Origin of the sequence: Legionella anisa (assembly GCF_001467525.1) — a bacterium.
Classification (GTDB): Bacteria; Pseudomonadota; Gammaproteobacteria; order Legionellales; family Legionellaceae; genus Legionella; species Legionella anisa.
Map to the genome: position 1 here is coordinate 209823 of NZ_LNXS01000022.1, position 22589 is coordinate 232411.

Sequence of the window (22589 nt, forward strand, 5' to 3'; positions counted from 1 at the left end):
ATAGGAGAAAGACATTAAGAACCAAAACATAACATGTTTTAGGATGAAGATTAGATAAAATCAGATATACAAGTTTTCCTACTTTTTTGCTGGTAAAGCATACGAGGATTAAACTTCCTATTATTATCAAATAAATATCTTTATGGTGTAAGTCTATTTTATTCATCAAACCCGATTCCATTTATCGATGCAACAAGAAAGAGAAACTCAGGCTTAACTTTATGGATCATCAATCTTAAACATAAAGCGGACCTTTCCATTCCTGCTAAGGCAGGAATCGATCCAGGATGGAGCACTTTGTCAATATAAAAATGGCTCCCCGCTTGCGCAGGGATGACAGATTGACTTGCGAATTCAGTAAAATAAAGCACTAAAATACACTTAGTTTGACGGCCATTGGCTTAGTTCAACTAATAGTGATTTTTTTACGATCAATTATGATTGAAGTTCTACTAAACTATTCATGCTCAGGGTGCACCACAAAAATTCCCGGGGCATTTCTTAGATATTCGTTGTAATCCATTCCATAACCAAATATATAATGATCTTCTACTTGTAAACCTACAAAATCAGCTTTTTTCAATCCGTTAGGAACACGTTTTCGATATTTATCAACTAAAACAGCACTGTATACCTTTTCTGCTCCTAAAGTTTTCATATCATCGATAATTGCTGCTAATGTAACACCACCATCCAAAATATCATCGACAACGAGAACCGTTCTTCCTTTCAAATTAGCTGACGGTTTCACCTTCCAAACAATATCCCCACCTGTTATATGGCCTCGATAACGAGTTGCGTGGACATAGTCTACTTCTAATGGAAAGTCCAAACGCGGTAGTAAATTACCTAGAAGAACCAGGCCCCCTACCATAACACACACAAGTACTGGATTTTGATCTTGCAATTCCTTGTGTATATTAATCGCCATTCGATCAAGAGCGGCTTCAACTTCATTAGTAGTAAACAAGCACGTTGATTTTTCGTAAACTTCTTTGATTTTATCTGGAATAGTCATTATGAATCCTAGGGACAAAGGAATGGGTTATAGGGAATTATTCATTTTTATCTTTTATTTTTCCTGTTCCAGGAAAAGGACTAACTTTGCCTCCATAGCCCGGATTATCCTTTACTTTAGCTGTTCCTTGTTTTGTCACTTCATCAATACGATAAATTGAATGCATGGGAATAAATGTCCGCTTTACTCCATTAAACTCAATCTTTAATCGCTCTTCAGAGGGATCGACAACCAATGTAGTTTGCTCACCAAACACCAGTTCTTCAACTTCGAGAAATCCAAATATATCACTTTCTTTGACAGAATGTGCATAAACCTCATAAATTGCTTCTTGATTGGCAAAAGTGATTCTGAATATCGTTTTTTTAGTCATAAAATTAACCTGTTCTTGTGGCAAAGCAAAGTATACAAAAACAAAGGGCATCTATTCAAATTAAAAATGGTGTGAATTGCTTTGCAACTCGCATTTCATGCAATAAATGCTAATCTTTAAACTATTAAGGTTTGTTTATATTCATATTTAGTTACTGAGGAAATCTATCATGTCACAAAACAAACAGGAACAAGCCCCTATTCAATTAGGAAAAATGATTTTTTTCCAAAATCTGGTTCCCGGTCTGCAAGAGTCTCCATTAATTAATCATTTTAGGTCGGAGTGCCTTGATAAAGAAAATGATGAATCGCTTAAAAAGCAACGCGAAGCCCTGCTGATGGAATTTCCTCCTATTCTTTCTTTTGTGAGTAAAAAACAAAAAGATAAATTTTATGAACAGGAAACAACGATCTGTAATCAATTTTGTTGCGCCGGAATGACACCTATTAGCGCTTCATTTGTAAATGACATTGCTTTTACACCTAAAGACGAGTATGTATTTTCTCCAGGCAATGGTCAACTTTATGAAGGAAGTCAAAAATCGATAGATAACACAATAAAAGAAGATATGAGTCAAGAACAATTCGGCAGCTCAAACCAAAAGGCATTGATGGATGGCTTAGCAACATTTGATAAAACAGTTACTGAACGAACACAATCATCAGCAACTGTTGAACTAGAATCCCCCACATTAACAGAAATTAAAAGCCCTAATCCATTTGATATGAAATTCAAACCCAGCGAAAAATGACTTTGCTATCGCTCTGAGAACTATTTAAATAAAACACAAGAAAAATCTCCTAAAGGCGATGTCCTTTTACGCTTTGATTGCTGGTAATGAAGAGAATAGCCCTATGAATCTTAAAAAAAGAACATTATTTTATAATATTGACCCATTTCGAAAAAATATTATCGAGCAAAAACTTAATGAAGAGCTTGAAAAAAGACTGAGTCTTGAAACCTTCCTAGAGCCTTTTCGCAAAAATCAACAAAGAAAAGGATTGGCCGGATTAATGATGCTTCATCGCGATGAGTTTGTAACTCCTATCCCCGTAAGTGCAACACAAAACCAGCAACGATTCTTTGCTATGACGAGACAACTACCTCAAGAGTTATATGGTTTAGTGACCAAAGCAGCTGTTGATTCCAAAAAAGAAATCCTTACAGATAAAGAGATTATTGATGGTGCAGAAAAAATGCTATTACAATTTTAATAGCATTTTAATAGTGCAATATACATTGCCAGGCAATAGTTTATTAAACTCTAATAATTATGATTTTTTATTTTATCGGATGAATAAGGCTCATGGCTTTGAGAAGAAAAAATAACCGGCTGCAATGGCGCCTCATAATCTTTTATTGACTCATCGGGGTTAATTTGCAGGTTGGGCTTTATAACTTGATACTTTTGGGCAATGTAACAGTAAAATCCGGAAGGAAAAGGCCAAAGCATCTTACCTATTTCATCCAGAAAAGTAAATTTTTTAATTAATGATGAATTATTTACGGGAGGTATATAGCAAAAATTACTTAGAGAATGCTGTCTATAACCTCGTTGCAAAAGGATTCGATTCAAATTGAATGGAGTACGCATTTTAACCTTTTGATCGCTATAACAGTGTAACAGTCCAATTTTCATTGCCCCTCCCCAAAGGCTCCAGGGATTAATGCTTAAAAAAATAACATAACCCATGGGGGTAAGAACGCGGTCGATCTCGTCAATCAAACTAAAACTGTTAGCAAAAGGCTCCAGTGTGAGGGGGGCTATAATACAGTCTACACTGTTGCGGTCCAGCGGAAGTTGGTTTAAAGCACATTTAATATGAATTTTATTGGCTAAAGAAAAGGGAGATGCAATCCATTTATGAATATAATTAAACTTTTTTAACCAGATATTATCGCCACAATTACCTAATTGCAGTAATGTCTGGCCATGCAGGTATTTGCTTTCAAGTTCAAGATTCACTACAAATTCATGCGCAGCAAAAAGCCCAAGGGGCGATTGAAACCATTTATTCAGGGCGCGATATTGTTTTAATTGCCGTTCAATCAACAAAATAATACCTTTTAAATAGTTAATCCTGAATTGAACTACAATACAACGAGTTTCACATACATACAATCCATTTGAGTTTAAATAGCTTGGAATTTCTAAATAAATGAATATGAGATCAATGTATTACATAAAACGCCCTATATAAAATGACACGATAGAAACACTGAAGTGTATAAAACACGTGATTTTATGCAATAGATTAACTATAGTTACTATTATGCTCAAAGCAGATTGGAACTTATGTTAGGAAGCAATGAATTTAAATTACATGGAATGGGACAATTGTTTGTTCTTGAGAAGCTTTTGGATAAAACACAAGCGGTTGAATTCTGCAAAAATGCTTCCGCGGAAAAAATGTCCTTAGTTCAATACCTTGTAAAAAACAACATTTTATCGGCGACACAAATTGCACTAACAGCAGCACATAATTTCGGCGCTCCGATGCTTGATTTGGACAGTATTGATATTGATGCCATTCCTGTGAGTTTGGTCAATGAAAAGCTGATTCGCCGCCACTCAATGGTTCCTTTATTTTATCGTGGAAATAATTTATACCTTGCAACAGAAGACCCAAGCAAACAAGTTTCATTAAAAGAAATCCAATTCCATACGGGACTCAATACCCATGCAATTATAGTTGAGGCAGATAAACTTAGCACATTAATTGATCATTTGCTTACAGTACAAGAAACTCAGGGTTTGTCTGAATTTGTTGGCGATGCTACTGAATTTGATGGAATTATTATTAACGAGGAAGAAGAGCATGAAACAAGTATTGTTACCTCCATAACAGAGGATGCGCCTATTGTTAAATTCGTTAATAAAATACTTCTGGATGCGATTAAACAAGGTGCTTCAGACATCCATTTTGAACCCTATGAAAAAGAATATCGTATACGCTATCGACAAGATGGTATTTTACATGAAATCGCAACGCCACCTGGAAGCTTATCTACGCGCATTACCGCACGAATAAAAATCATGTCCAATTTGGATATTTCAGAGAGACGAATTCCACAAGATGGTGGTTTTAAGATGAAAATATCCAAAACCAGATCCATTGATTTTCGTGTAAGTACCTGCCCTACTACTTCAGGTGAGAAAGTTGTGATGCGGATATTAGATCCAGGTTCAGCAAAATTGGGTATTGAAGCTTTAGGTTTCAGTCCAATACAAAAGGAAAATTTTGTACATTCAATCGAACGCCCTCAAGGAATGATCCTGGTCACTGGACCAACAGGAAGTGGTAAAACCGTAACATTGTACACTGCATTGAATATCCTCAATACTAAAGAAGTGAATATTTCCACTGCTGAAGACCCTGTTGAAATTAAAGTGCCCGGAATCAATCAGGTTAATATCAATCCTAAAGCAGGACTCACATTTTCTAATGCCTTACGCGCATTTTTACGGCAAGATCCTGACATCATAATGGTTGGGGAAATACGTGATTTGGAAACAGCTGAAATAGCGGTTAAAGCAGCACAAACAGGGCATTTGGTACTCTCAACGTTACATACGAATAGCTCTGCTGAAACATTAAACCGTTTGGTCAATATGGGAATCGCAACATTTAATGTAGCAAGCTCAGTAACACTTATTATTGCACAACGCTTAGCCCGAAAATTATGTGAACATTGTAAAGTATTAAGAGATGATTTCAACAAACCGGGCTTGTTGGAATTGGGCTTTTCAGAAACTGATTTAGAGGGAATTAAATTATATAAAGCTGGAGGATGCGCCAAGTGCACTAATGGATACCGTGGGAGAATAGGACTGTTTGAAGTATTACCTATGACTAAAAAACTTGGTCAAATCATCATGTCGGGAGGAAATTCTTTAGATATATTAAGAATCGCCCAGGAAGAAGGCATGATTACTATTTATCAATCGGGACTTGAGAAAGTAAAACAAGGCATTACCACTATAGAGGAAGTCAATCGGGTAACCGTTGATTAAACCGCGAAAAAATGAAAAAAAATGCCAATACCACCTTAACCTTTCATTACACAGGCGTTAATAAAGCAGCCCAAAAAATAAATGGAGATATTGAGGCCAGAAGTCTTGCTTTAGCTAAAGTAGAGTTGCGCAGACAAGGAATTATCGTTAATAAAATTGCTAAAAAACGTGCACCTGTTTTCAGTTTAAAAAATAAAAAAGTAAAGTCTGGAGATATTACGGTATTTAGTCGTCAATTAGCGACAATGATTGAATCAGGGATACCTTTAGTGCAATCCTTTGATATCGTTGCAAAAGGACAATCCAATAAACGGCTTAAAGAATTAATTGAAAATATTAAAAATGATGTTGAAACAGGATTAACGCTTTCTGAGGCGCTGAAGAAACATCCTGCCCATTTTAACGAGTTATTCTGCAATTTAGTGGATGCTGGCGAAAAATCCGGCTCTCTTGATATCATGTTGGATAAAATCGCTACTTATAAAGAAAAAATAGAAACGATAAAAAAGAAAATTAAAAAAGCGTTAACCTATCCAATGGCTGTATTGGTTGTTGCTTTTATTGTTACGACTGGCTTGCTTATGTTCGTTGTCCCTCAATTCGAGGCTTTATTTAAGGGTTTTGGCGCAGAATTGCCTGCTATGACCCAAGCAGTTGTGAGTATGTCTAAATTCTTCCAATCCTATTGGTATTTAATTTTTGGAGTTTTGATTGGTGGTATATATGCATTTATTTATGCACTAAAACACTCACCTCAATTTGCGCAAACTGTAGATAGAACATTGTTAAAACTCCCTGTAATAGGTCCTATTATTGAGAAGGCTGCAATCGCTCGCTTTGCAAGGACGCTATCGATTACTTTTGCTGCTGGCTTGCCTCTCGTTGAAGCACTTAAATCTGTAGCAGGTGCTACAGGAAACATTATTTTCGCTCAATCCACTGACACAATTAGGGAAGAGGTATCTACAGGCCAACAAATGAATAAGGCGATGGAGAATACCCAATTATTTCCAAATATGGTGATCCAGATGGTCGCTATTGGTGAGGAATCAGGTGCATTAGAGAAAATGTTAAGTAAGGTTGCTGATTTTTATGAAGAAGATGTTGATAATGCAGTTGACTCACTCAGCAGCTTATTAGAACCTATTATTATGAGTATTTTAGGTATCTTGGTAGGCGGTCTGGTGGTTGCAATGTATTTGCCTATCTTTAAACTGGGAACTGCAATATAAATGCTTACATTGTTCAGCAGGATCATTCAATGATATACGACCTCATTACGAATCATATTTGGTTTATGTATACTTCAATCGCCCTATTCTCGCTTGCAGTGGGCAGTTTGCTTAACGTAGTTATTTACCGTCTACCTATTATGTTGGAAAGAGAATGGAAGCAGCAATACAATGATTTGACTGGAATCAGAGAAGACTATCAACAACCAATTAATTTATTTTTTCCAAGATCATTTTGTCCATCGTGTAACGCAACAGTTAAGGCCTGGCAAAATATTCCAATTTTAAGTTATTTATTTTTACATGGACGCTGCTACCAATGCAAAGCTCCTATTTCTATTCGCTATCCTTTAATTGAATTAATCACGATGCTCTTCTCATTATATGCGAGTTGGCATTTCGGTTTCACAGTACAATTGATTTTTGCATTGATTGCGATTTGGATTTTAATTTGCTTAATTTTCATTGACTTAGATCATCAAATTTTACCTGACTGTCTCACTTTAAGTTTATTATGGATAGGACTTATTGCAAATACTGAAAATCTGTTTACTCCTTTGCCTCAAGCGGTATTAAGTGCTGCAGGAGCTTATATGGGATTATGGATGTTTATTAAGATATTTTATTTATTCACGGGTAAAATTGGTATGGGCAATGGCGATTTTAAATTGTTCGCTGCATTTGGAGCTTGGTTTGGTTGGATATTTTTACCATTGATTCTACTTCTTTCCTCAATTAGTGGTACAATTATTGGCCTATTGTATTTACGTTTACACGATAAATCTAAGGATACCACGATTCCTTTCGGCCCTTTTTTATGCATAAGCGGACTCATTTCTTTATTTTGGGGCCATCATATAGTGAGTTGGTACTTACATTTTTGGATGTAAAATGAATAACAGGATTCATGAATGCCCTATCAAGTTATTTTATTTGATCTCGATGATACGCTAATCGATTTTACTTATTCCCAACAAATGGGTTTAAAAAATGTTTATAAAAAATTTTATTCCACAATTGAATACGCTGTTTTTGAGCAGGTTTATAAGGAAATTAACACTCATCTATGGAGTCAAGTTGGATCTAAAGAAAACACACTCACGCCAAGTGACGTGAGATTGCTACGATTTGTGCAATTAAATCAACAACTTTCTTGCACTGCATCCGTGGAAGAGGTAGCAAATGAGTACGATAGCAATCTTTGCATCCATGCTCATTGGATATCTAATGTGAAAACTGCCATTGAGTTTTTACATCAAAAAGGACATATATTAGGTATTATTACTAATGGCCTTGTCGAAGTTCAGGGAAAAAAACAGCATCGACTGCAATTAAATGATTGGTTTGATTGCTATATTGTTTCTGATGATGTCGGTGTAGCAAAACCCAATATAGAAATTTTTAATATTGCTATGCAGGAAATTTCGAACAAGCGCAAACAATCTATTGAGAAACATTCGATGTTAATGGTCGGTGACTCCATTATTAATGACGGTTATGGCGCAAGAGATTTTGGCATTGATTACTGCTTTGTTAACACCCATGCATTAAGTAATATATCCTCAGAAACTCCTATTAAATACACCATTAGCTCTGTTGCCCATTTACCTGCTTGCATAGGCTATGAAACTGAATACATCAATTTTTTAAAATCACATCAACGTGAAGAAGCGACTTAATCACAAAGTAGCAAGGAGTGAGTTAAAAAATGGACCAATTGAACATAGAGCAAATAAGAAATGAAACTCCTGGATGCAAGTATGTTTTGCATTTTAATAATGCAGGAGCCGCATTACCTCCCCAACCTGTCCTCCAGGCAATTAAAGATCATCTTGATTTAGAAGCCACAATTGGTGGGTATGAGGCAGCACAATGCGCTCTAGATAAAATACAAAAATTTTATGAGACTGCCGCACACTTAATTCATTGCCAACCAGAAGAAATCGCTTTTCTTGAAAATGCAACTCGGGCATGGGATATGGCTTTTTACAGTTTTAAATTTAATCCAGGAGATAAAATACTTACGTGTGCTTCTGAATATGCAAGTAATTACCTAGCCTTTTTACATCGTGCAAAGCATGTGGGGGTTAGCATTGAAATAATTCAAAATGACTCGTCTGGCCAACTGGATCTAGACGCTCTCAAAAGAAAAATAGATCGTCGAGTCAAATTAATTGCAATAACCCACATACCAACGCAAGGAGGTTTAATCAATCCTGCAGCGGAAGTAGGTAAAATAGCCAATGCCCACCATATTCCTTATCTCCTTGATACGACCCAATCTATAGGACAACTACCGATTGATGTACAAGAAATTGGCTGTGATTTTCTATGTGCAACCGGTCGAAAATTTTTGCGTGGTCCTCGAGGAACTGGCTTTTTATATGCAAAAAAAGAAATTATAGAGCACTGCGATCCTCCCTTTATTGATTTACACTCCGCGCGTTGGGTAGCGGATAATGACTACTTAATAAGTCCTGATGCATTACGATTTGAAACATGGGAACAAAATATTGCAGCAAAAATTGGACTGGGAATAGCTATTGAATATGCTTTAGAACTCGGCTTACCTTTAATTTGGCAACGTATCAACCATTTGGCAACTCAACTGCGCCAAAACTTGTGTACCATTAATTCAATAAAATTACATGACCTGGGTACACATCAATGCGGTATTGTCACGTTTACCTCTTTGGCAAAAAAACCACATGAAATTCAACAATACCTAGCCAGCAAACACATTAATGTTTCAATATCGTTGCAAGAATATGCCCGACTTGATCTGGCGAAAAGAAATTTACCTGCTTTGGTGCGTGCGTCAGTACACTACTACAATACTGAAACTGAAATTGATATTTTTTGCTCAGAGCTTCGCAAGTTCTTAAGTTCATAGCATAAATACTTTAAGCTCACGTGTAATGCTTTAAAAAAATGGTAAATATTAATTTCAGCATTTACAATCTAAATATAATTGAAAGAAAATAAAAAATATTTTAATTGAGCCACATTAAGCTAAAGGATTGATATGGATATTAGTTTAATCGTATTTGCTGCGCCTATATTTTTGATTTTAATAGGTATTGAATGGACCATTGCCTATTATAAAAAATCAAATGTATATCAATTCAATGATTCTATAAATAATTTCACTACCGGTATATTTGAGGAAATTGCCGCTCTGCCGGTAAGAGGGCTAATAATATTCGGTTATTATTATTTATACGAACACTTCGCTTTTTTTTCTATTGACCCCCATTCGATTGGTTCCTGGCTTATGCTATGGCTTGGTGCTGATTTTTGTTATTACTGGTATCACCGGGCAAGCCACCGGTGTACTTTTTTTTGGATAGGACATTCTGTTCACCACCAAAGTGAATGTTTTAATCTATCGGTTGCATTAAGACAGGGGTATTGGCAAACGCTAACGTCATGGATTTTTTATCTTCCCCTGGCCTTAATTGGTTTTCCGACTTGGATGTTTGTCATCGTTTCCTCATTAAATACTATTTATCAATTTTGGATCCACACCGAATCGATTAACCGTATGGGATGGTTTGAAAAAATATTTAACACGCCTTCTCATCACAGAGTGCATCATGGGAAAAACCCTCAATATATAGATAAAAACTACGCAGGAAGTTTAATTATTTGGGATAAACTTTTTGGTACCTTCGAACCAGAACATGCTCTTGTAGAATACGGAGTAACCGAGCCCTTAGACTCATGGAATCCCTTTTATGCCAATATTAAAGTGATTAAAGACGTATTGTATTACGGGAAAAACCTAAAAAAACTGGATGTAATTAAAGCTTTTTTTATGCCTCCAGAATGGATAATTCATCATTTGCAAAGCCGGAATCAAAAAATCTCAAAAAGAATTGTTATTTCTAAAAATCGCACATCTCCTAAACTATATATGCTACTAAACATCGCGCTTGCTATCGGTTTATATGCTTATCTTTCGTTTACATTCACATCAAGCACTTTAGGCTCTTGGTTTATTGGAGTATTTATTCTATTTACCCTTTATATACTTGGCTCAATCGCCAATGGCAAACAGAAAATCTTAATTCCTGAATTGATACGCTCCATTTTAGCCTTTTCTATCCTTATTCTATTAGGAAGTAATGTGTTTTTTTCTTTGGGTTTGACGCTATTATTTTTACTGGTTAATCTTTATTTGTTTCATTATAAACTTCTCAAGAATCAACCGCATATATCCTCTATATCGGCATAAATAAAGACTAATTCGCTTGAACCAACCCGGGTTCGGGTTTTATATACTATACTAAAAACAGATAATAAATTATTTAACTTTTCGTTTTCCCTGCGGTCAATTCGTAGTTCGACGTAGTGAATATGAAGTACTTTTCTGTTGAGTAACGTACTTTGTTTACGAAGCAAAACTAATACAACTATTATTTTGGGAGACCTTTATGAGAGTTGGCGAATACTGTAACCGGAATGTAGTTGTTATCAACAGCAATGAATCAGTAAAAAATGCTGCAGAACTCATGCGCTCCTATCATGTTGGTGATCTGATTTTACTTGAAGAACAAGAGAACAAAAAGGTGCCTATAGGCATTGTTACCGATCGCGATTTGGTAATTGAAGTCATGGCAGCAGGAGTTAAGCCTGACTCATTGTTAGTCCGAGATATTCTCACAGAACCTTTTACCTATGTCTTTGAAAATGACAGCCTTTTTGATGCACTTGAAATGATGCATTCAAAAAAAATCCGTCGATTGCCCGTTGTTGATAATGACAACGCCTTAATAGGCATAATTACTCTAGATGATTTTATTGAAATTCTGGCTGAAACAATGGTCAACGTAGTTGATGTAGTTAAGCTTCAACAAAAAAAAGAAGCAAAACAAAGAACATAGCTTTAAAAACGATATTGATGTATACGATATAAGGAGCAAACAATGAAAAATTCAGCACATTTTCCTATACAAATAGTATTTAATAATCTAAGGCACTCTCAAGCTATTGAGGATAATGCACGTAAACATGCTGAAAAATTAGGGAAGTATTTTGACGGAATTATAAATTGTAATGTAAGCATTGAAACGCATCGGCATCATAATAAAGGGAGGATTTTTCATGTACGTATTGATCTTATGGTTCCCAATGCAGAGTTGGTAGTAAATCGAGATCTTTCAGAAAATCATGCTCATGAAGACGTCTATGTTGCAATAAGAGATAAGTTTCTTGCTATGACACGACAACTTAAAAAATACGTTCATAAACAACGGGGTGAAGTTAAACATCACGAATTCCCTCCTGAGGGACTTATTCGCGAAATCGCGCCTATTGCTGATTATGGTTTTATTGAAACAATTGATGGTAGAAGGCTTCGGTTTACCAGTAAAAGTGTAATCGATTATGATTTTAATAAGTTAGAGGTTGGAAAAAGAGTTTCTTTTGTTGAAGCAAAAAGCAATGATGGTCCAGCCGCTAGTACTGTGTATGTAAAATAAATAACAACTGATGAAAAAGACACAATGTCTTTTTCATCAGCATCATGTTTTATAGTTAATCCCATCTAAATTTTAAATAACATTTTAAATTTTAAGTTCTCCCCTATAAGGATATACTTTCCACACCGGATAAGTAATAAGGTGAAATTAATATGTCATTCATCCAATTATCAAGCCACGGAGTAACTCCTTTTGAACGTCTTTTGGGGCACGCTCCTGAAATACTGAATCAATGGGGGAAGTTGGAAGCCGCTTTTTTCCAAAGTAAAACATTCGATGCTGATTTTTTAGAGCAAGTGAGACGTGCTCTAGCCTTTAATAATCAATGTCATTATTGTATGGCAAAGGCGGGGCCGCCTGATCAAGATCCACAAAGCGAACGCCTCATTGAAGCATTAAGGTTTGCTAATCTCTTTGCAATAACGCATGAGTCTGTCGATAAAAACGAGATAACACGATTAAAAGACTTTTTTTCTGAAGCAGAAATTGCAGAATTAATCGCTTTTTGCAGCTTTATTTCTGCTGCACAGAAATTTGGCGCGGCTTTAGGCCTTGAAGCCATGACCAATTATGACTTAAATTACAGAAACAGGACAAATGCGAACTAGAACCTCATTTCTGCAACATGAATATGGTTAATAGAAAATTTATCGCATAAGGATTATTATGCGATAAATTATCTTGTAAATGGATAAACTTCCGGAAATTTTTGAGGTTCTCGGCTAGAACCCCATATATTATTTTATGGCATGTATTATTGCAGAAAAGTAGTCTGGTTGTTCAGGTCTTGGATACCAAGCTAACGAAATAGGATTAAGGTAGGATTTATTCTCGTTAATAACGAGTAATTCCCCTGACTTAATATAGGGAGCAGCAAACTCTTTGGAAAGAACGCCATAACCCAATTCATTAATAAATAATTGCGCAATACTTTCTGTATTATTGACAAAATGCCTCTCTGTTTGAATGTATTTTAATAAATCATATTTTTTCAAATAAGAAAAAGTCATTTGGTCGTCTTGTCCAAAATCAATTATTTTTTCATTTGAGATTATATCAATTAGCTTACGATGCGCCCATTGCACCGAACAGACCAATAAATACTGTTCTGGTTCTAACGGTTTGCTTACCATTTCATGTGTCACATGTTCTGGGGATAAAATCACTAAATCAAAGGCTCCAGACTTGAGCTGATGACTTATATCAATATGGTCATCAATTAAAAATGACATATGTAACTTAGGAAATTCTTTCATTATTTCCTTACATTGAGGAATAATGCGAGAACGCATTACACTTGTTGGACCAGCAATTTTGACCCGCAAATTCGATAAAGTTCCGGCTCCCTGAATACGTGTTAATACAGCACTGCTCATCTCGGTTACACGTTGACAGTAACGATGTAGCTGCTCTCCTTCAGCAGTTAATAGCATGCCTCGACGACTGCGAATAAATAATGTGGCCTTGAGTTTTTGCTCTAATTGACGTAACCGCTGTGTGACTGCTGTTTGCGTTAAAAAAAGAGATTCTGCAGCACCATGGACTGTGCCTTCCCGAACAATTGCTTCAAAAGCAACTAATTGAGCGTCAAGTAATATCAAAATTATTTATCAATTTATAAAAATAATGAATTATACATATCAAAAATCGCAAATTACAATAACTCGTAAACTAAAGAATGGAGATTTAAAATGCCCCGATTGAACTATGCTACTTGTTGTGATTATGAAAGGTCCGAAGTTGTGATTTTTGGCGTCAATACCCAAAGCGCTGGAACAGCGCCCACCTTTTCCTCTACATCAATTCAAGACGAATTTTCAGCGGATTTTATTCGTAGAGTGGATAATCGATTGTATTCCTTTCCAGAAAATTTCAAATCAGGAGATGGGCTGTGGGATGCAGGAAATCTGGAAATAGCAGACCATACCTCAGCCAATGAAATACAAATTGTTTCAACCCATTTTTATGAATTAATAAAAAAGAACAAAAAACCCATTTGCCTGGGCGGCGATCATGTCATTAAATATGCCGCACTCAAAGCCTTAGATCGAGCAATACCTGGCGAGTATGGGGTAATCTATCTTGATGCGCACCCTGATTGTGAAGCGCAAGATATACTCTCATACAGCTCCATATTACATCATGGGTTTTTATTACCTTCATTAACTCCTCGTCAAATTATGTTAATGGGTATCCGGCAGTTTACTGAAAGTGAGGTATCTGCACTATCCTGCTATCAACCCGACATAGGTATTATCATGGGGCGCGAATTTTGCAATAACACTTTGGAAATAATGGCACAGAAAATTATCACTCAATTTTATGGATTAAAACACCTCTATTTTTCTATTGATCTCGATGGGCTAAACCCTTCATGTGCACCCGCAGTAGAAAGTCCTTATCCTGGAGGTCCTGATGTTAACCAGATCATTTGCTTACTGCATATCCTACAACACCATTTTACTTTTATTGGAATGGATATAAGTGAAATGATACCGTCTCTGGATCATACTCATAGCACTGCATTATCAGCGGCACGAATTTTAAAGGAATTTTATAGTGTTATTTGAAAGTTAGAACATGCCACCATCGATTCCAAGCACTTTTCCTGTAATGTAAGATGCCTTATCTGAAGCCAAAAAGACAATAGTTTGAGCCACCTCTTCAGGACGGCCTGCCCGTTTTAAAGGCACCATTTCGAGAAAAGCCGCTTTATTTTCTTCAGTGCCGGTAAAACGCTCGAACATATCCGTACTAATTGGACCTGGGGCAACTGCGTTGACTCGCACATTGGCTGCAGCTGCTTCAACCGCAGCAACTTTTGTAAACCCTTCAACTGCGTGTTTCGATGCACAATAAATTGATGCCCCCGGAAGCCCTTTTTGGCCGGCGATTGATGAAAGATTAATGATACATCCAGAACCTTGTGACATCATTGCTTTGAGCTCATATTTAATGCATAAAAAAACGCCAAAAACATTTGTATCAAAAATGGAATGATAATTTTCGATGGTCTGCTCTATAAACGGCCCAGGTATTCCTTCTGTACCTGCATTATTAACAGCTACATCCAAATGACCAAAACGTTTTACTGCGTCGTCTATAAGTGCTTTTACTTCATCATCGTACCGTACATCAGTTCGGATAAACACTACGTCTACGCCAAGAGTGCGAAGTTCTTTTGCTAAAGACTCCCCAACTTCTTGTTTACGTCCAGAAATTACGATATTTGCACCTTCACGGGCAAAAGCAAAAGCAACTGCTTTACCAATTCCAGTAAGAGCACCTGTAATAAGAACCGTCTTTTTTTCCATTTTAATTCCCTTTAATGGTCCACATCATTAATTTTATTCAGTATAGTACAAACTCTATTTACTATACTATGATTTTTAACTACGTAGGGCTCGTTTCCCATAAGCCCATAATGGTAAGATTGCCTTTTTTAACCAAATTTTAGGCATTCGACTTATGGAAAAAAAAATTGCTGCTGTTTATGTGTCCAAACCCGAATTTATTTCTCTTCTTTCGGAAGAATTGGACGATGTTTCATATAAAACAGAAGATTTAATTTTTTCATCTCATAAAAGACTGGATGCATGCTTTGCACAAGATATCTGGTTGGAACCACAAGAAGTAACTTTCCAATCCATTTCAGAAGCGGTACGAATTTTGCGCCAAGCAGGGAAATTCTGGTACTTACATCCCATTTCTCATATAAGACGCTCACGATTAATCGAAGAACAATTGCGTAAGCTTCCTACACTCGAACGTCATTTTCCTCTTGATTCTGAAATTCCATCAATAGGTGCCTTTAGTCTGTTAGATAATAATACATTGATTTATAGCACAAAACGCCAGAAAAAATGGCCTCAAGGAAAATGCTATTTTGTTGAAGATAAAATAAACCCTCCCAATCGAGCCTACTTAAAGCTTTGGGAGGCACTCACGCTCTTAGGAACATATCCAAAACCAGGTGATCAAGCCCTGGATTTAGGCGCTTCACCAGGGGGATGGACTTATGTCATGCACTCATTGGGCGCATCAGTAACTGCTGTTGATAAAGCGTTACTGGATCCTAAAATTGAACAATTACCCCGAGTTACTTCCCTACAACAAAGTGCTTTTGCTCTCGATCCAACGCAATTGGAACAAAACTATGATTGGGTTTTATCTGATGTAGCTTGCTATCCCGATCGTGCTTACGCACTCATTATGAAATGGATAGAGTCTGGGAAGGCAAAGCAAATGATTTTCACTATAAAATTACAAGGTAAAATTGAGTTGTCTACACTAAAGCAATTTCAAAAAATACCCAACTCTTTTCTCACCAACATGTTTTATAACAAACATGAGGCAACCTTTTTTTATCCTTTCGTGCAGGCTCATGAAGAGGCATATACGGTCATGAAGTGAAACTGGAGCAGGGAACTGGCTGTTTTCCCTGCTCAAGAATAATGTGTTATTTATACACCATAAACAACCGCTTTTTTTGATTCTTGCAAACTCTCAACCGTCTCGGCAACTTTTTCCAGATCTTTACCTGGATCAACATAGCTGAAATTGAGATGGTCATATGCCTTGATTGTATTTAAAAAGGAAATAACATGATCGTCTTTATCTATTTTAAGTTTTTTCAATGCATACTTGAGTGTATCAGGATGATCAGTACATTTTGAGGACATTGATGGAGCAAACAAAATGTTTTCACTCTCAGACCACTTATCATCACTAATAACTGCAGTTTCTGGAATTAACTTTGGAAGTTGCGACAAAATATAATATAAATGAGAATAATTGGTGTGTGACACGAGAACGAATTTAACGCCATCGTGTGCATCTAAAAATCCTTTAAACTTTTCTACCCGCTCCAATGATGCTTTATCCAGATTGCACATGGAATTAAAAATCTTACTGAATTCACTAAATGTTATATTTACTTTAAAATGTTCATTAAATTTGTCACAAAATTGCTTGAGGGTTATTTCTCCTATTCTTAAAGGCGCCAAATTATCAGCCATCCATTTCCAAACCATCTCACCGGTAACATCTTCTTTCTTCTGGGTTTTAAACCATTCCTGAAATCCTGACTTTAATACATCCAGTTTTGAAGAAATAAATTGCCCTAAAGAAAATACTGCAACAATCATATGTACTCCGCCTATTTTTAAGACATGAAATGATTTATCACAATTGAGTCGTGAGCGCCATAAACTTTACTTTTATGACACATTGACATCAGTAGATGACGCGATCCTGAAGCTTTAGTTTTTTTGCTTACAGATAAAAAATATAAGCTTGATGTATTGCTGCCTGGTTCCCGTCGGAGTATGACTTAAGTTATGTATCAAGAATGGATGCTTTAGCCAACTAATAAAAACTAAGACATTTTTTCGCCAATGTACTGCGCTTTAGCGCGGTATGTTGCTGTTTAACAAGATATTACTTTTAAAAATCTGTGGCTATCGCTAGAGACAACCCTGTGAACACGTTGCAAGAGCAAACCCAAACTTGCTGAGTTATGATCTGCTGATATCCTCAATGAGTTTTAATGAAGCCGAAGAAAGTTCAAATGAGTCCAAATCCAAATCTTCTTTCATATGTTGCTGACTGCTTGTACCCGTCAAAGGCACTATCCCGATTTGTAATGCAAATCGAAAAACAATTTGTGGTATAGATTTCTTATAGTGTTTAGCAAGCTCATACATCGTATTAGTGAGTAAATAAGATTGATTTGCGGTTAATAAGGAAAATCCCTGATAGAGTATGCCGTGCTTTTTACAAAATAATCGGATTGAGGAGTCCCAGTGACTGCTTGCAAAACATCGATTTTGCACCAGTGAAGGCTTGATAACCGCTGCATTATAAAGAGCCTCCAGTTGTTCCAGATCCACATTGGAGATACCAAGCAACCTGACTTTTCCTTCATCATACAAATCTTCCATAGCTTTCCAAATATCTAAATCATCTCGTACAAGTCCAGAATAATAAGTGGGTCCATGCAGAATATAAGAATCAATATAATCTGTTTGTAAGTGATCTAAGGAACTTAAAAAAGATTGCCTTACCTGATTTTTATAAGAATCTGTTTCATCGTAAGGTTTGTTATGATCTTGACTATGGGCTGGAGTAAATTTTGTTTGCAAAAATAAATCACTACGGCTTTTCCCTGTATTTTTTAAGAATTGCTGGATCCCAAGTCCAACGCCCTCTTCAAAATAATGTTTCAGTTGATTTGCTGTATCAATTCCAATAAATCCATTTTCCAATGCCTGAAGAGTTAACATTTGGGTTTTCTCTTTTTTCCAGGCAGTACCATATAGAAAAGGTGGAACGCTAACATGGTTCAGGTTATTTTTAAATGCTTCAAGCATGATATTTGCCACTAAATGTATGATTATAAGAATAGTTTTATAGTATTCTTTAAGAAATAAATCAATTACTAGGAGTAATTATGAAGATTACGTTGATAGGTCTAGGCAAAATGGGTTCAGTTTTAGCTCAACGATTGTTAGCCGCCGGTTTTAATTTAACTGTGTTTAATCGTACAGCCGAAAAAATGATACCCTTGGTTAAAGCGGGTGCTAAAGGAGCAGACACTATTGAAGAGGCTGTAAAAGATGCAAAAATTATTATTACTTGCCTTCTTGATGATCATGCAGTTCTAGAAGCGGCTAAAAGCTTTATTCCTAAGTTGCATCCTGAGGCTATTCATGTAGGTACATCAACTATATTGCCCGAAACATCAAAAAAATTAAGTGAGTTGCATAAAAAACAAGGCAGTATCTACCTTGCTGCAAATGTTTTAGGTGTCCCCAAAGTGGCTGCACGAGGCGAGCTCACGACGCTTGTTGCAGGTCAGAAAGAAATAATTGAGCAATGTAAACCCGTATTTGCCGCATACTCCCTCAAAGTAATTTCTGTAGGTTCACAACCTTTTCAAGCAAATGTAATTAAAATATGCATGAATTATTTTCTTGTAACCGCAATAGAAGCTATGGGAGAGCTCTATGCATTTGCTGAAAAAAGCGAAGTTGATACATCTATTCTTAATACATTGTTTCATTCTGTATTTGCTCACCCCGCATTTCAACTTTATGTCGATAAAATCAAAGAACGTGACTTTGATGATGTAAATTTTGATATGAAAGGAGGGTTGAAAGACTTAAATTTATTTCAACAAGCTTTCACTCAGGTAGGAGTTGTTCCTGATATAGCCAACATTATCAAAGATAAATTTATTATCGCCTTAGCTCATCATATGGAAAACAAAGATTGGAGCGGAATCACTGAAATAACACGTTTGCAATCGAATATTTAATACCAACCTTATGGCTCCTCCAATGAAAATATATAATGTAGCCTGGGTACAGCGCAGCGGAACCCGGGATCTTGGCTTGATTACTTCTCGATCCCGGGTTCCGCTGCGCTGCAATAAACGTCCATTTAATGAGGCTTGTTTATAGTCAGTGCCTTCCATTTTTTTAAAAGGGTTTGGCGACGTTCAGGATAATTCGTTTCTGTGAGATTTAATTCAATAATGCGATCTGTTCGAAAATGTCGAAAATCCTGCCTTAGCTCGCACCATGTAATAAGAATACGGACCTGATCAAAAAATCCCAGAGCCAATGGCCAAATCATTCGTTGTGACGCGTTTTCATTGACATCCTGGTAGGTCAATTGAAGTTTCTTCTCCAATCGTATTGCTTTTCGAATCAAAATTAAATCAGAATCCTTGCTTTCAGCGATGTGTCCCGGAGCAATAAGGAGTCCAGAGATTTCTAACTGTTCACGCAATTCATTTGGAAGCACCGCTGCGATTTTAGCCAGGGCATTTTGTGCTGCAGATTTAAGTTGGGTGTCTGTCCTATCCGCAACCCAACGTGAGCCAAGGACTATAGCTTCGATTTCATCCGCAGTAAACATAAGCGGAGGGAGGGTAAATCCTGAACGTAGCACATACCCCATACCCGCCTCTCCTTCAATTGGAGCGCCCTGTCCTTTCAGCGTTGAAATATCTCGATACAAAGTACGAAGACTAATCCCTAACTCTTGCGCAAGTGATACTCCGCTTACTGGAAAACGATGACGTCTTAATAGCTGAATTAAGTCTAATAATCGTTCAGTTCGTGACATTGATAAAAACCACTCCCAGCTGTTTCAAAATTTCATGATCGAAACGTTAAAACAATCCTTGTCTGTAAAAAGGAAAATACCAACCCAAAATGTTCAATTAATAATCTCTTAATATTTCGATGATACAATAATCGCCCATTATGCTCAATTTAAAATCGACTCACTGAGGTAAGTAATGGGTAAAACAACCATTCCCCGAGATATACGTCAATATGAACTAAATTACATTTGTACTGTATTAAATCATCAATTAATTCACACAACTCATGACCTAACAGTTAATCTTGACAAGATTATTGAACAAATCCATAAAAATCCCCAAATATTTAAAGAACATTATACTCCTAAAGAATGTTTTGAAATACTCAAAAAAGCAATTGCAACCTACAATAATGTGTATGCTTATAAGATCAATTTAAAAGAAGAACATGAAGTTGCTCTAACCGCTGCACTAAAGAAAAATGAGAGCGTTGAATCAACCACTCTTCCCGAAGATGATTTGTCAAAATTGACAAAGGGTTATGATCGACTTGAAATAGCTTTAGAGAATGAAAAGCGAATCAATAAAGATATTTTGCATGTGTTGAAGGATAAAGACTTTGCTGTGGTTCCACAAATCATTATCGGGTCTGGTGATACTGGAACTACCCTTTGGCTTGAGAAATTCAAAGAGCATCATGGAACCAGTCAGGCTAAATTAGCAAAAGGCCAACTTCCTCCTGTTTTAATGATCGGTGCAAACGCAGGCAGCTGGAAACACAATTATACTCTGGCGCAACCTCATAGCCTTCTTGAACAAACAACAACCCAGGAAAACCCCTCTGCTTATGTAATAACAGAACATTACCAAAAAAATCACCACATTAATGGTCGACATGTATATCAGGCAAACCAAGCAAATCTTGGGTTAACTGAAGCTCCTTTATTACGAGCACATGTGTTACAGATTGAAAAAAGAAGTAATCATATGAAGGACTGGAAAGTTCCAGAACAAGAGTATCGTTTAGTTGTAAAAACACCTGATGGAATAAAAAATATCTATACAAATGAAATAAATATTTGTACAGGACTTGGTCCTGCACGAAACATCATTTCAGGTTCATTACTCGCTCAGGATCAATTTGAACGCTTAAATCGCTTTGATTCAACAAAAGGATTTACGCCTGTAGTAGATGGCAATCAATTTATTCTAACAGGTACAGAAGAACAAAAAAGCACAGCACCTAGAAAAATTGTGGTTTACGGAGGAGGCGGAACTGCTGCGGCCAGCTATAGAAAAGGATTTTTTGGTCACGATGCGTTTACTGAGGATCTGGAATTTAATAAAACAAACCAAAAAAACTCGGTTATTTGGGTTGCAAAGCAATTTGAAAAAGCAGGTAATGGCAGACTTGCTTCTACTGCTTTAACTATTGCGCAATCACGTTCTGAGTTAATGCAAGCTGAGTTAATCAAAATTGAACCTCAAACCAACGGTAAATTATTATTATCTTTTAGAACGGTAACGCCAGACACCACAACGATAAAAACATTTAATATCGAATGCGACCAATTAATTTACTCGATTGGACAAGATGACAGTCTTATGAGAAGTATTTGTAAAGAAGCTGAAACTGATTTGTCGCTTGTTTATGATAAAAATGGCATGCTGCTCAATGTAAGCTCAGCAGATAAAAAAGTAATTTTCTTCGGTGCAGCAGCAATGGCAGTTCGAGAAAAGGAATATCTGGCTGCAACCTGGGAATGGCTCCGATCTGAAAATATTGGTGGTGATGTAGGACCTGGCACAATGGCTCCTTCCAGAGCACAAATCAAATGTTATAACTTTTGGAGTGGTTGTAATCCCAGAAGTATCAACGCGAACATGGATAGTCATTACTTGATTGCCCAATTTCTTGAAAATGCAGGAGTTGAAAAAACAAAAGCGGAGCAATTTGTAAAAGAGCTATTAAAAGCAAGAAAAACAAGTACTTGTGGTGCATCACGTTCAATAATTTTAGATCTTTTAAAAACCCATAAACTGGATCAGATTATCGAGCTCAAAGGGCATGGACATCTGGTATTAAAAACAGCGAGTGAACTTACTCCTTCTCCATCTAAAAGCAAGCAACCACTCTTGTCCTGGCTTGGCCCACAAAGAAAGACGGATGATGCAGCTGTCTTTGTTTCAACAGTTGTAGGAAATAAAACATCTTCAAATGCTGCTGCTTTGGAAAAGGAAGCACACGGTGTACAATTAGTTGACGGGATGAAAGTATAATAACTCGGTTTATTATCTTTCATGAAAAAGATGAAGCATTAACAATTCACTAATGTACCTAATAACTCACTGGAT

At 36.5% G+C, this 22589-nt stretch carries 23 protein-coding genes; 15 read left to right on the forward strand and 8 right to left on the reverse strand.

The window, feature by feature from the left end; all coding sequences use genetic code 11:
* Positions 1–457: 457 nt before the first annotated feature.
* Together Lani_RS08230 and Lani_RS08235 are read right to left on the reverse strand one after the other, a co-directional pair.
* Positions 458–1018 carry a hypoxanthine-guanine phosphoribosyltransferase gene (locus Lani_RS08230; protein ID WP_019232340.1) on the reverse strand — a complete coding sequence of 187 codons (561 nt, stop codon included), beginning with the start codon at positions 1016–1018 and terminating at the stop codon, positions 458–460.
* Positions 1019–1055: 37 nt separating this feature from the next.
* Complete coding sequence (locus Lani_RS08235) at positions 1056–1391, reverse strand: DUF1820 family protein (protein WP_040522024.1); 336 nt, start codon at positions 1389–1391, stop codon at positions 1056–1058.
* 169 nt (positions 1392–1560) lie between these two features.
* On the opposite strand from Lani_RS08235, the gene Lani_RS08240 reads away from it, so the two are divergent.
* On the forward strand, positions 1561–2142 hold the full coding sequence (locus tag Lani_RS08240; RefSeq protein ID WP_019232342.1) for a hypothetical protein: 582 nt from the start codon (positions 1561–1563) through the stop codon (positions 2140–2142).
* Positions 2143–2245: 103 nt separating this feature from the next.
* Positions 2246–2605 carry a hypothetical protein gene (locus Lani_RS08245; protein ID WP_136344279.1) on the forward strand — a complete coding sequence of 120 codons (360 nt, stop codon included), beginning with the start codon at positions 2246–2248 and terminating at the stop codon, positions 2603–2605.
* Between the two features lie 50 nt (positions 2606–2655).
* On the opposite strand, the gene Lani_RS08250 is transcribed toward Lani_RS08245, so the two are convergent.
* Positions 2656–3447 (reverse strand): methyltransferase domain-containing protein, encoded by a 792-nt coding sequence (locus Lani_RS08250; protein ID WP_019232344.1) that lies wholly within the window; start codon positions 3445–3447, stop codon positions 2656–2658.
* Positions 3448–3687: 240 nt separating this feature from the next.
* Between Lani_RS08250 and pilB the strand changes: the two genes are divergently transcribed.
* The 9 genes from pilB to Lani_RS08295 all read left to right on the forward strand — a co-directional run bounded on the left by pilB (position 3688) and on the right by Lani_RS08295 (position 12729).
* Positions 3688–5406 (forward strand): type IV-A pilus assembly ATPase PilB, encoded by a 1719-nt coding sequence (gene pilB / locus Lani_RS08255; RefSeq protein ID WP_019232345.1) that lies wholly within the window; start codon positions 3688–3690, stop codon positions 5404–5406.
* A gap of 11 nt (positions 5407–5417) precedes the next feature.
* The gene (locus Lani_RS08260) at positions 5418–6638 is read left to right on the forward strand and encodes a type II secretion system F family protein (protein ID WP_019232346.1); all 1221 of its coding nucleotides are present in this window, start codon (positions 5418–5420) and stop codon (positions 6636–6638) included.
* 29 nt (positions 6639–6667) lie between these two features.
* Positions 6668–7528, forward strand: a complete 861-nt coding sequence (locus Lani_RS08265) for a prepilin peptidase (RefSeq protein WP_019232347.1) — start codon at positions 6668–6670, stop codon at positions 7526–7528.
* 21 nt (positions 7529–7549) lie between these two features.
* Positions 7550–8317 carry an HAD family hydrolase gene (locus Lani_RS08270; protein ID WP_019232348.1) on the forward strand — a complete coding sequence of 256 codons (768 nt, stop codon included), beginning with the start codon at positions 7550–7552 and terminating at the stop codon, positions 8315–8317.
* Positions 8318–8346: 29 nt separating this feature from the next.
* Positions 8347–9531 (forward strand): aminotransferase class V-fold PLP-dependent enzyme, encoded by a 1185-nt coding sequence (locus Lani_RS08275; RefSeq protein ID WP_019232349.1) that lies wholly within the window; start codon positions 8347–8349, stop codon positions 9529–9531.
* Between the two features lie 132 nt (positions 9532–9663).
* Positions 9664–10875 (forward strand): sterol desaturase family protein, encoded by a 1212-nt coding sequence (locus Lani_RS08280; RefSeq protein ID WP_019232350.1) that lies wholly within the window; start codon positions 9664–9666, stop codon positions 10873–10875.
* A gap of 199 nt (positions 10876–11074) precedes the next feature.
* On the forward strand, positions 11075–11524 hold the full coding sequence (locus tag Lani_RS08285) for a CBS domain-containing protein (protein WP_019232351.1): 450 nt from the start codon (positions 11075–11077) through the stop codon (positions 11522–11524).
* A gap of 42 nt (positions 11525–11566) precedes the next feature.
* Positions 11567–12121 (forward strand): HPF/RaiA family ribosome-associated protein, encoded by a 555-nt coding sequence (locus tag Lani_RS08290; RefSeq protein ID WP_019232352.1) that lies wholly within the window; start codon positions 11567–11569, stop codon positions 12119–12121.
* A gap of 152 nt (positions 12122–12273) precedes the next feature.
* The gene (locus Lani_RS08295) at positions 12274–12729 is read left to right on the forward strand and encodes a carboxymuconolactone decarboxylase family protein (protein WP_058388501.1); all 456 of its coding nucleotides are present in this window, start codon (positions 12274–12276) and stop codon (positions 12727–12729) included.
* Between the two features lie 129 nt (positions 12730–12858).
* Here the strand turns inward: Lani_RS08295 and Lani_RS08300 are convergent, their stop codons facing one another.
* Complete coding sequence (locus Lani_RS08300; protein WP_019232355.1) at positions 12859–13722, reverse strand: LysR family transcriptional regulator; 864 nt, start codon at positions 13720–13722, stop codon at positions 12859–12861.
* Positions 13723–13812: 90 nt separating this feature from the next.
* Between Lani_RS08300 and Lani_RS08305 the strand changes: the two genes are divergently transcribed.
* Positions 13813–14691, forward strand: coding sequence for an arginase family protein (locus tag Lani_RS08305; protein ID WP_019232356.1), 879 nt, complete (start codon positions 13813–13815; stop codon positions 14689–14691).
* Between the two features lie 3 nt (positions 14692–14694).
* On the opposite strand, the gene Lani_RS08310 is transcribed toward Lani_RS08305, so the two are convergent.
* A complete protein-coding gene (locus tag Lani_RS08310; protein WP_019232357.1) occupies positions 14695–15435 on the reverse strand; it encodes an SDR family NAD(P)-dependent oxidoreductase in 741 nt (246 codons plus the stop codon).
* Positions 15436–15589: 154 nt separating this feature from the next.
* Between Lani_RS08310 and Lani_RS08315 the strand changes: the two genes are divergently transcribed.
* Positions 15590–16534 (forward strand): SAM-dependent methyltransferase, encoded by a 945-nt coding sequence (locus tag Lani_RS08315; protein ID WP_019232358.1) that lies wholly within the window; start codon positions 15590–15592, stop codon positions 16532–16534.
* Positions 16535–16584: 50 nt separating this feature from the next.
* Here Lani_RS08315 and Lani_RS08320 read toward each other — a convergent pair whose 3' ends face one another.
* Both Lani_RS08320 and Lani_RS08325 read right to left on the reverse strand, forming a co-directional pair.
* A complete protein-coding gene (locus Lani_RS08320) occupies positions 16585–17268 on the reverse strand; it encodes a hypothetical protein (RefSeq protein ID WP_019232359.1) in 684 nt (227 codons plus the stop codon).
* 369 nt (positions 17269–17637) lie between these two features.
* Positions 17638–18492, reverse strand: coding sequence for an aldo/keto reductase family protein (locus Lani_RS08325; protein ID WP_019232360.1), 855 nt, complete (start codon positions 18490–18492; stop codon positions 17638–17640).
* An 80-nt stretch (positions 18493–18572) separates the two neighbouring features.
* On the opposite strand from Lani_RS08325, the gene Lani_RS08330 reads away from it, so the two are divergent.
* Positions 18573–19439 (forward strand): NAD(P)-dependent oxidoreductase, encoded by an 867-nt coding sequence (locus Lani_RS08330; RefSeq protein ID WP_019232361.1) that lies wholly within the window; start codon positions 18573–18575, stop codon positions 19437–19439.
* Between the two features lie 125 nt (positions 19440–19564).
* Here Lani_RS08330 and Lani_RS08335 read toward each other — a convergent pair whose 3' ends face one another.
* Positions 19565–20254 (reverse strand): helix-turn-helix transcriptional regulator, encoded by a 690-nt coding sequence (locus Lani_RS08335; protein ID WP_019232362.1) that lies wholly within the window; start codon positions 20252–20254, stop codon positions 19565–19567.
* 175 nt (positions 20255–20429) lie between these two features.
* Between Lani_RS08335 and Lani_RS08340 the strand changes: the two genes are divergently transcribed.
* Positions 20430–22514, forward strand: coding sequence for a hypothetical protein (locus tag Lani_RS08340; RefSeq protein ID WP_019232363.1), 2085 nt, complete (start codon positions 20430–20432; stop codon positions 22512–22514).
* Positions 22515–22589 lie beyond the last annotated feature (75 nt).

Coding starts and splice junctions, on each gene's coding strand:
- Lani_RS08230 (WP_019232340.1), bottom strand. CDS start 1,018: ATGACTATTCCAGATAAAATCAAAGAAGTTTACGAAAAATCAACGTGC.
- Lani_RS08235 (WP_040522024.1), bottom strand. CDS start 1,391: ATGACTAAAAAAACGATATTCAGAATCACTTTTGCCAATCAAGAAGCA.
- Lani_RS08240 (WP_019232342.1), top strand. CDS start 1,561: ATGTCACAAAACAAACAGGAACAAGCCCCTATTCAATTAGGAAAAATG.
- Lani_RS08245 (WP_136344279.1), top strand. CDS start 2,246: ATGAATCTTAAAAAAAGAACATTATTTTATAATATTGACCCATTTCGA.
- pilB (WP_019232345.1), top strand. CDS start 3,688: ATGTTAGGAAGCAATGAATTTAAATTACATGGAATGGGACAATTGTTT.
- Lani_RS08260 (WP_019232346.1), top strand. CDS start 5,418: ATGAAAAAAAATGCCAATACCACCTTAACCTTTCATTACACAGGCGTT.
- Lani_RS08265 (WP_019232347.1), top strand. CDS start 6,668: ATGATATACGACCTCATTACGAATCATATTTGGTTTATGTATACTTCA.
- Lani_RS08270 (WP_019232348.1), top strand. CDS start 7,550: ATGCCCTATCAAGTTATTTTATTTGATCTCGATGATACGCTAATCGAT.
- Lani_RS08275 (WP_019232349.1), top strand. CDS start 8,347: ATGGACCAATTGAACATAGAGCAAATAAGAAATGAAACTCCTGGATGC.
- Lani_RS08280 (WP_019232350.1), top strand. CDS start 9,664: ATGGATATTAGTTTAATCGTATTTGCTGCGCCTATATTTTTGATTTTA.
- Lani_RS08285 (WP_019232351.1), top strand. CDS start 11,075: ATGAGAGTTGGCGAATACTGTAACCGGAATGTAGTTGTTATCAACAGC.
- Lani_RS08290 (WP_019232352.1), top strand. CDS start 11,567: ATGAAAAATTCAGCACATTTTCCTATACAAATAGTATTTAATAATCTA.
- Lani_RS08295 (WP_058388501.1), top strand. CDS start 12,274: ATGTCATTCATCCAATTATCAAGCCACGGAGTAACTCCTTTTGAACGT.
- Lani_RS08305 (WP_019232356.1), top strand. CDS start 13,813: ATGCCCCGATTGAACTATGCTACTTGTTGTGATTATGAAAGGTCCGAA.
- Lani_RS08310 (WP_019232357.1), bottom strand. CDS start 15,435: ATGGAAAAAAAGACGGTTCTTATTACAGGTGCTCTTACTGGAATTGGT.
- Lani_RS08315 (WP_019232358.1), top strand. CDS start 15,590: ATGGAAAAAAAAATTGCTGCTGTTTATGTGTCCAAACCCGAATTTATT.
- Lani_RS08320 (WP_019232359.1), bottom strand. CDS start 17,268: ATGATTGTTGCAGTATTTTCTTTAGGGCAATTTATTTCTTCAAAACTG.
- Lani_RS08325 (WP_019232360.1), bottom strand. CDS start 18,492: ATGCTTGAAGCATTTAAAAATAACCTGAACCATGTTAGCGTTCCACCT.
- Lani_RS08330 (WP_019232361.1), top strand. CDS start 18,573: ATGAAGATTACGTTGATAGGTCTAGGCAAAATGGGTTCAGTTTTAGCT.
- Lani_RS08335 (WP_019232362.1), bottom strand. CDS start 20,254: ATGTCACGAACTGAACGATTATTAGACTTAATTCAGCTATTAAGACGT.
- Lani_RS08340 (WP_019232363.1), top strand. CDS start 20,430: ATGGGTAAAACAACCATTCCCCGAGATATACGTCAATATGAACTAAAT.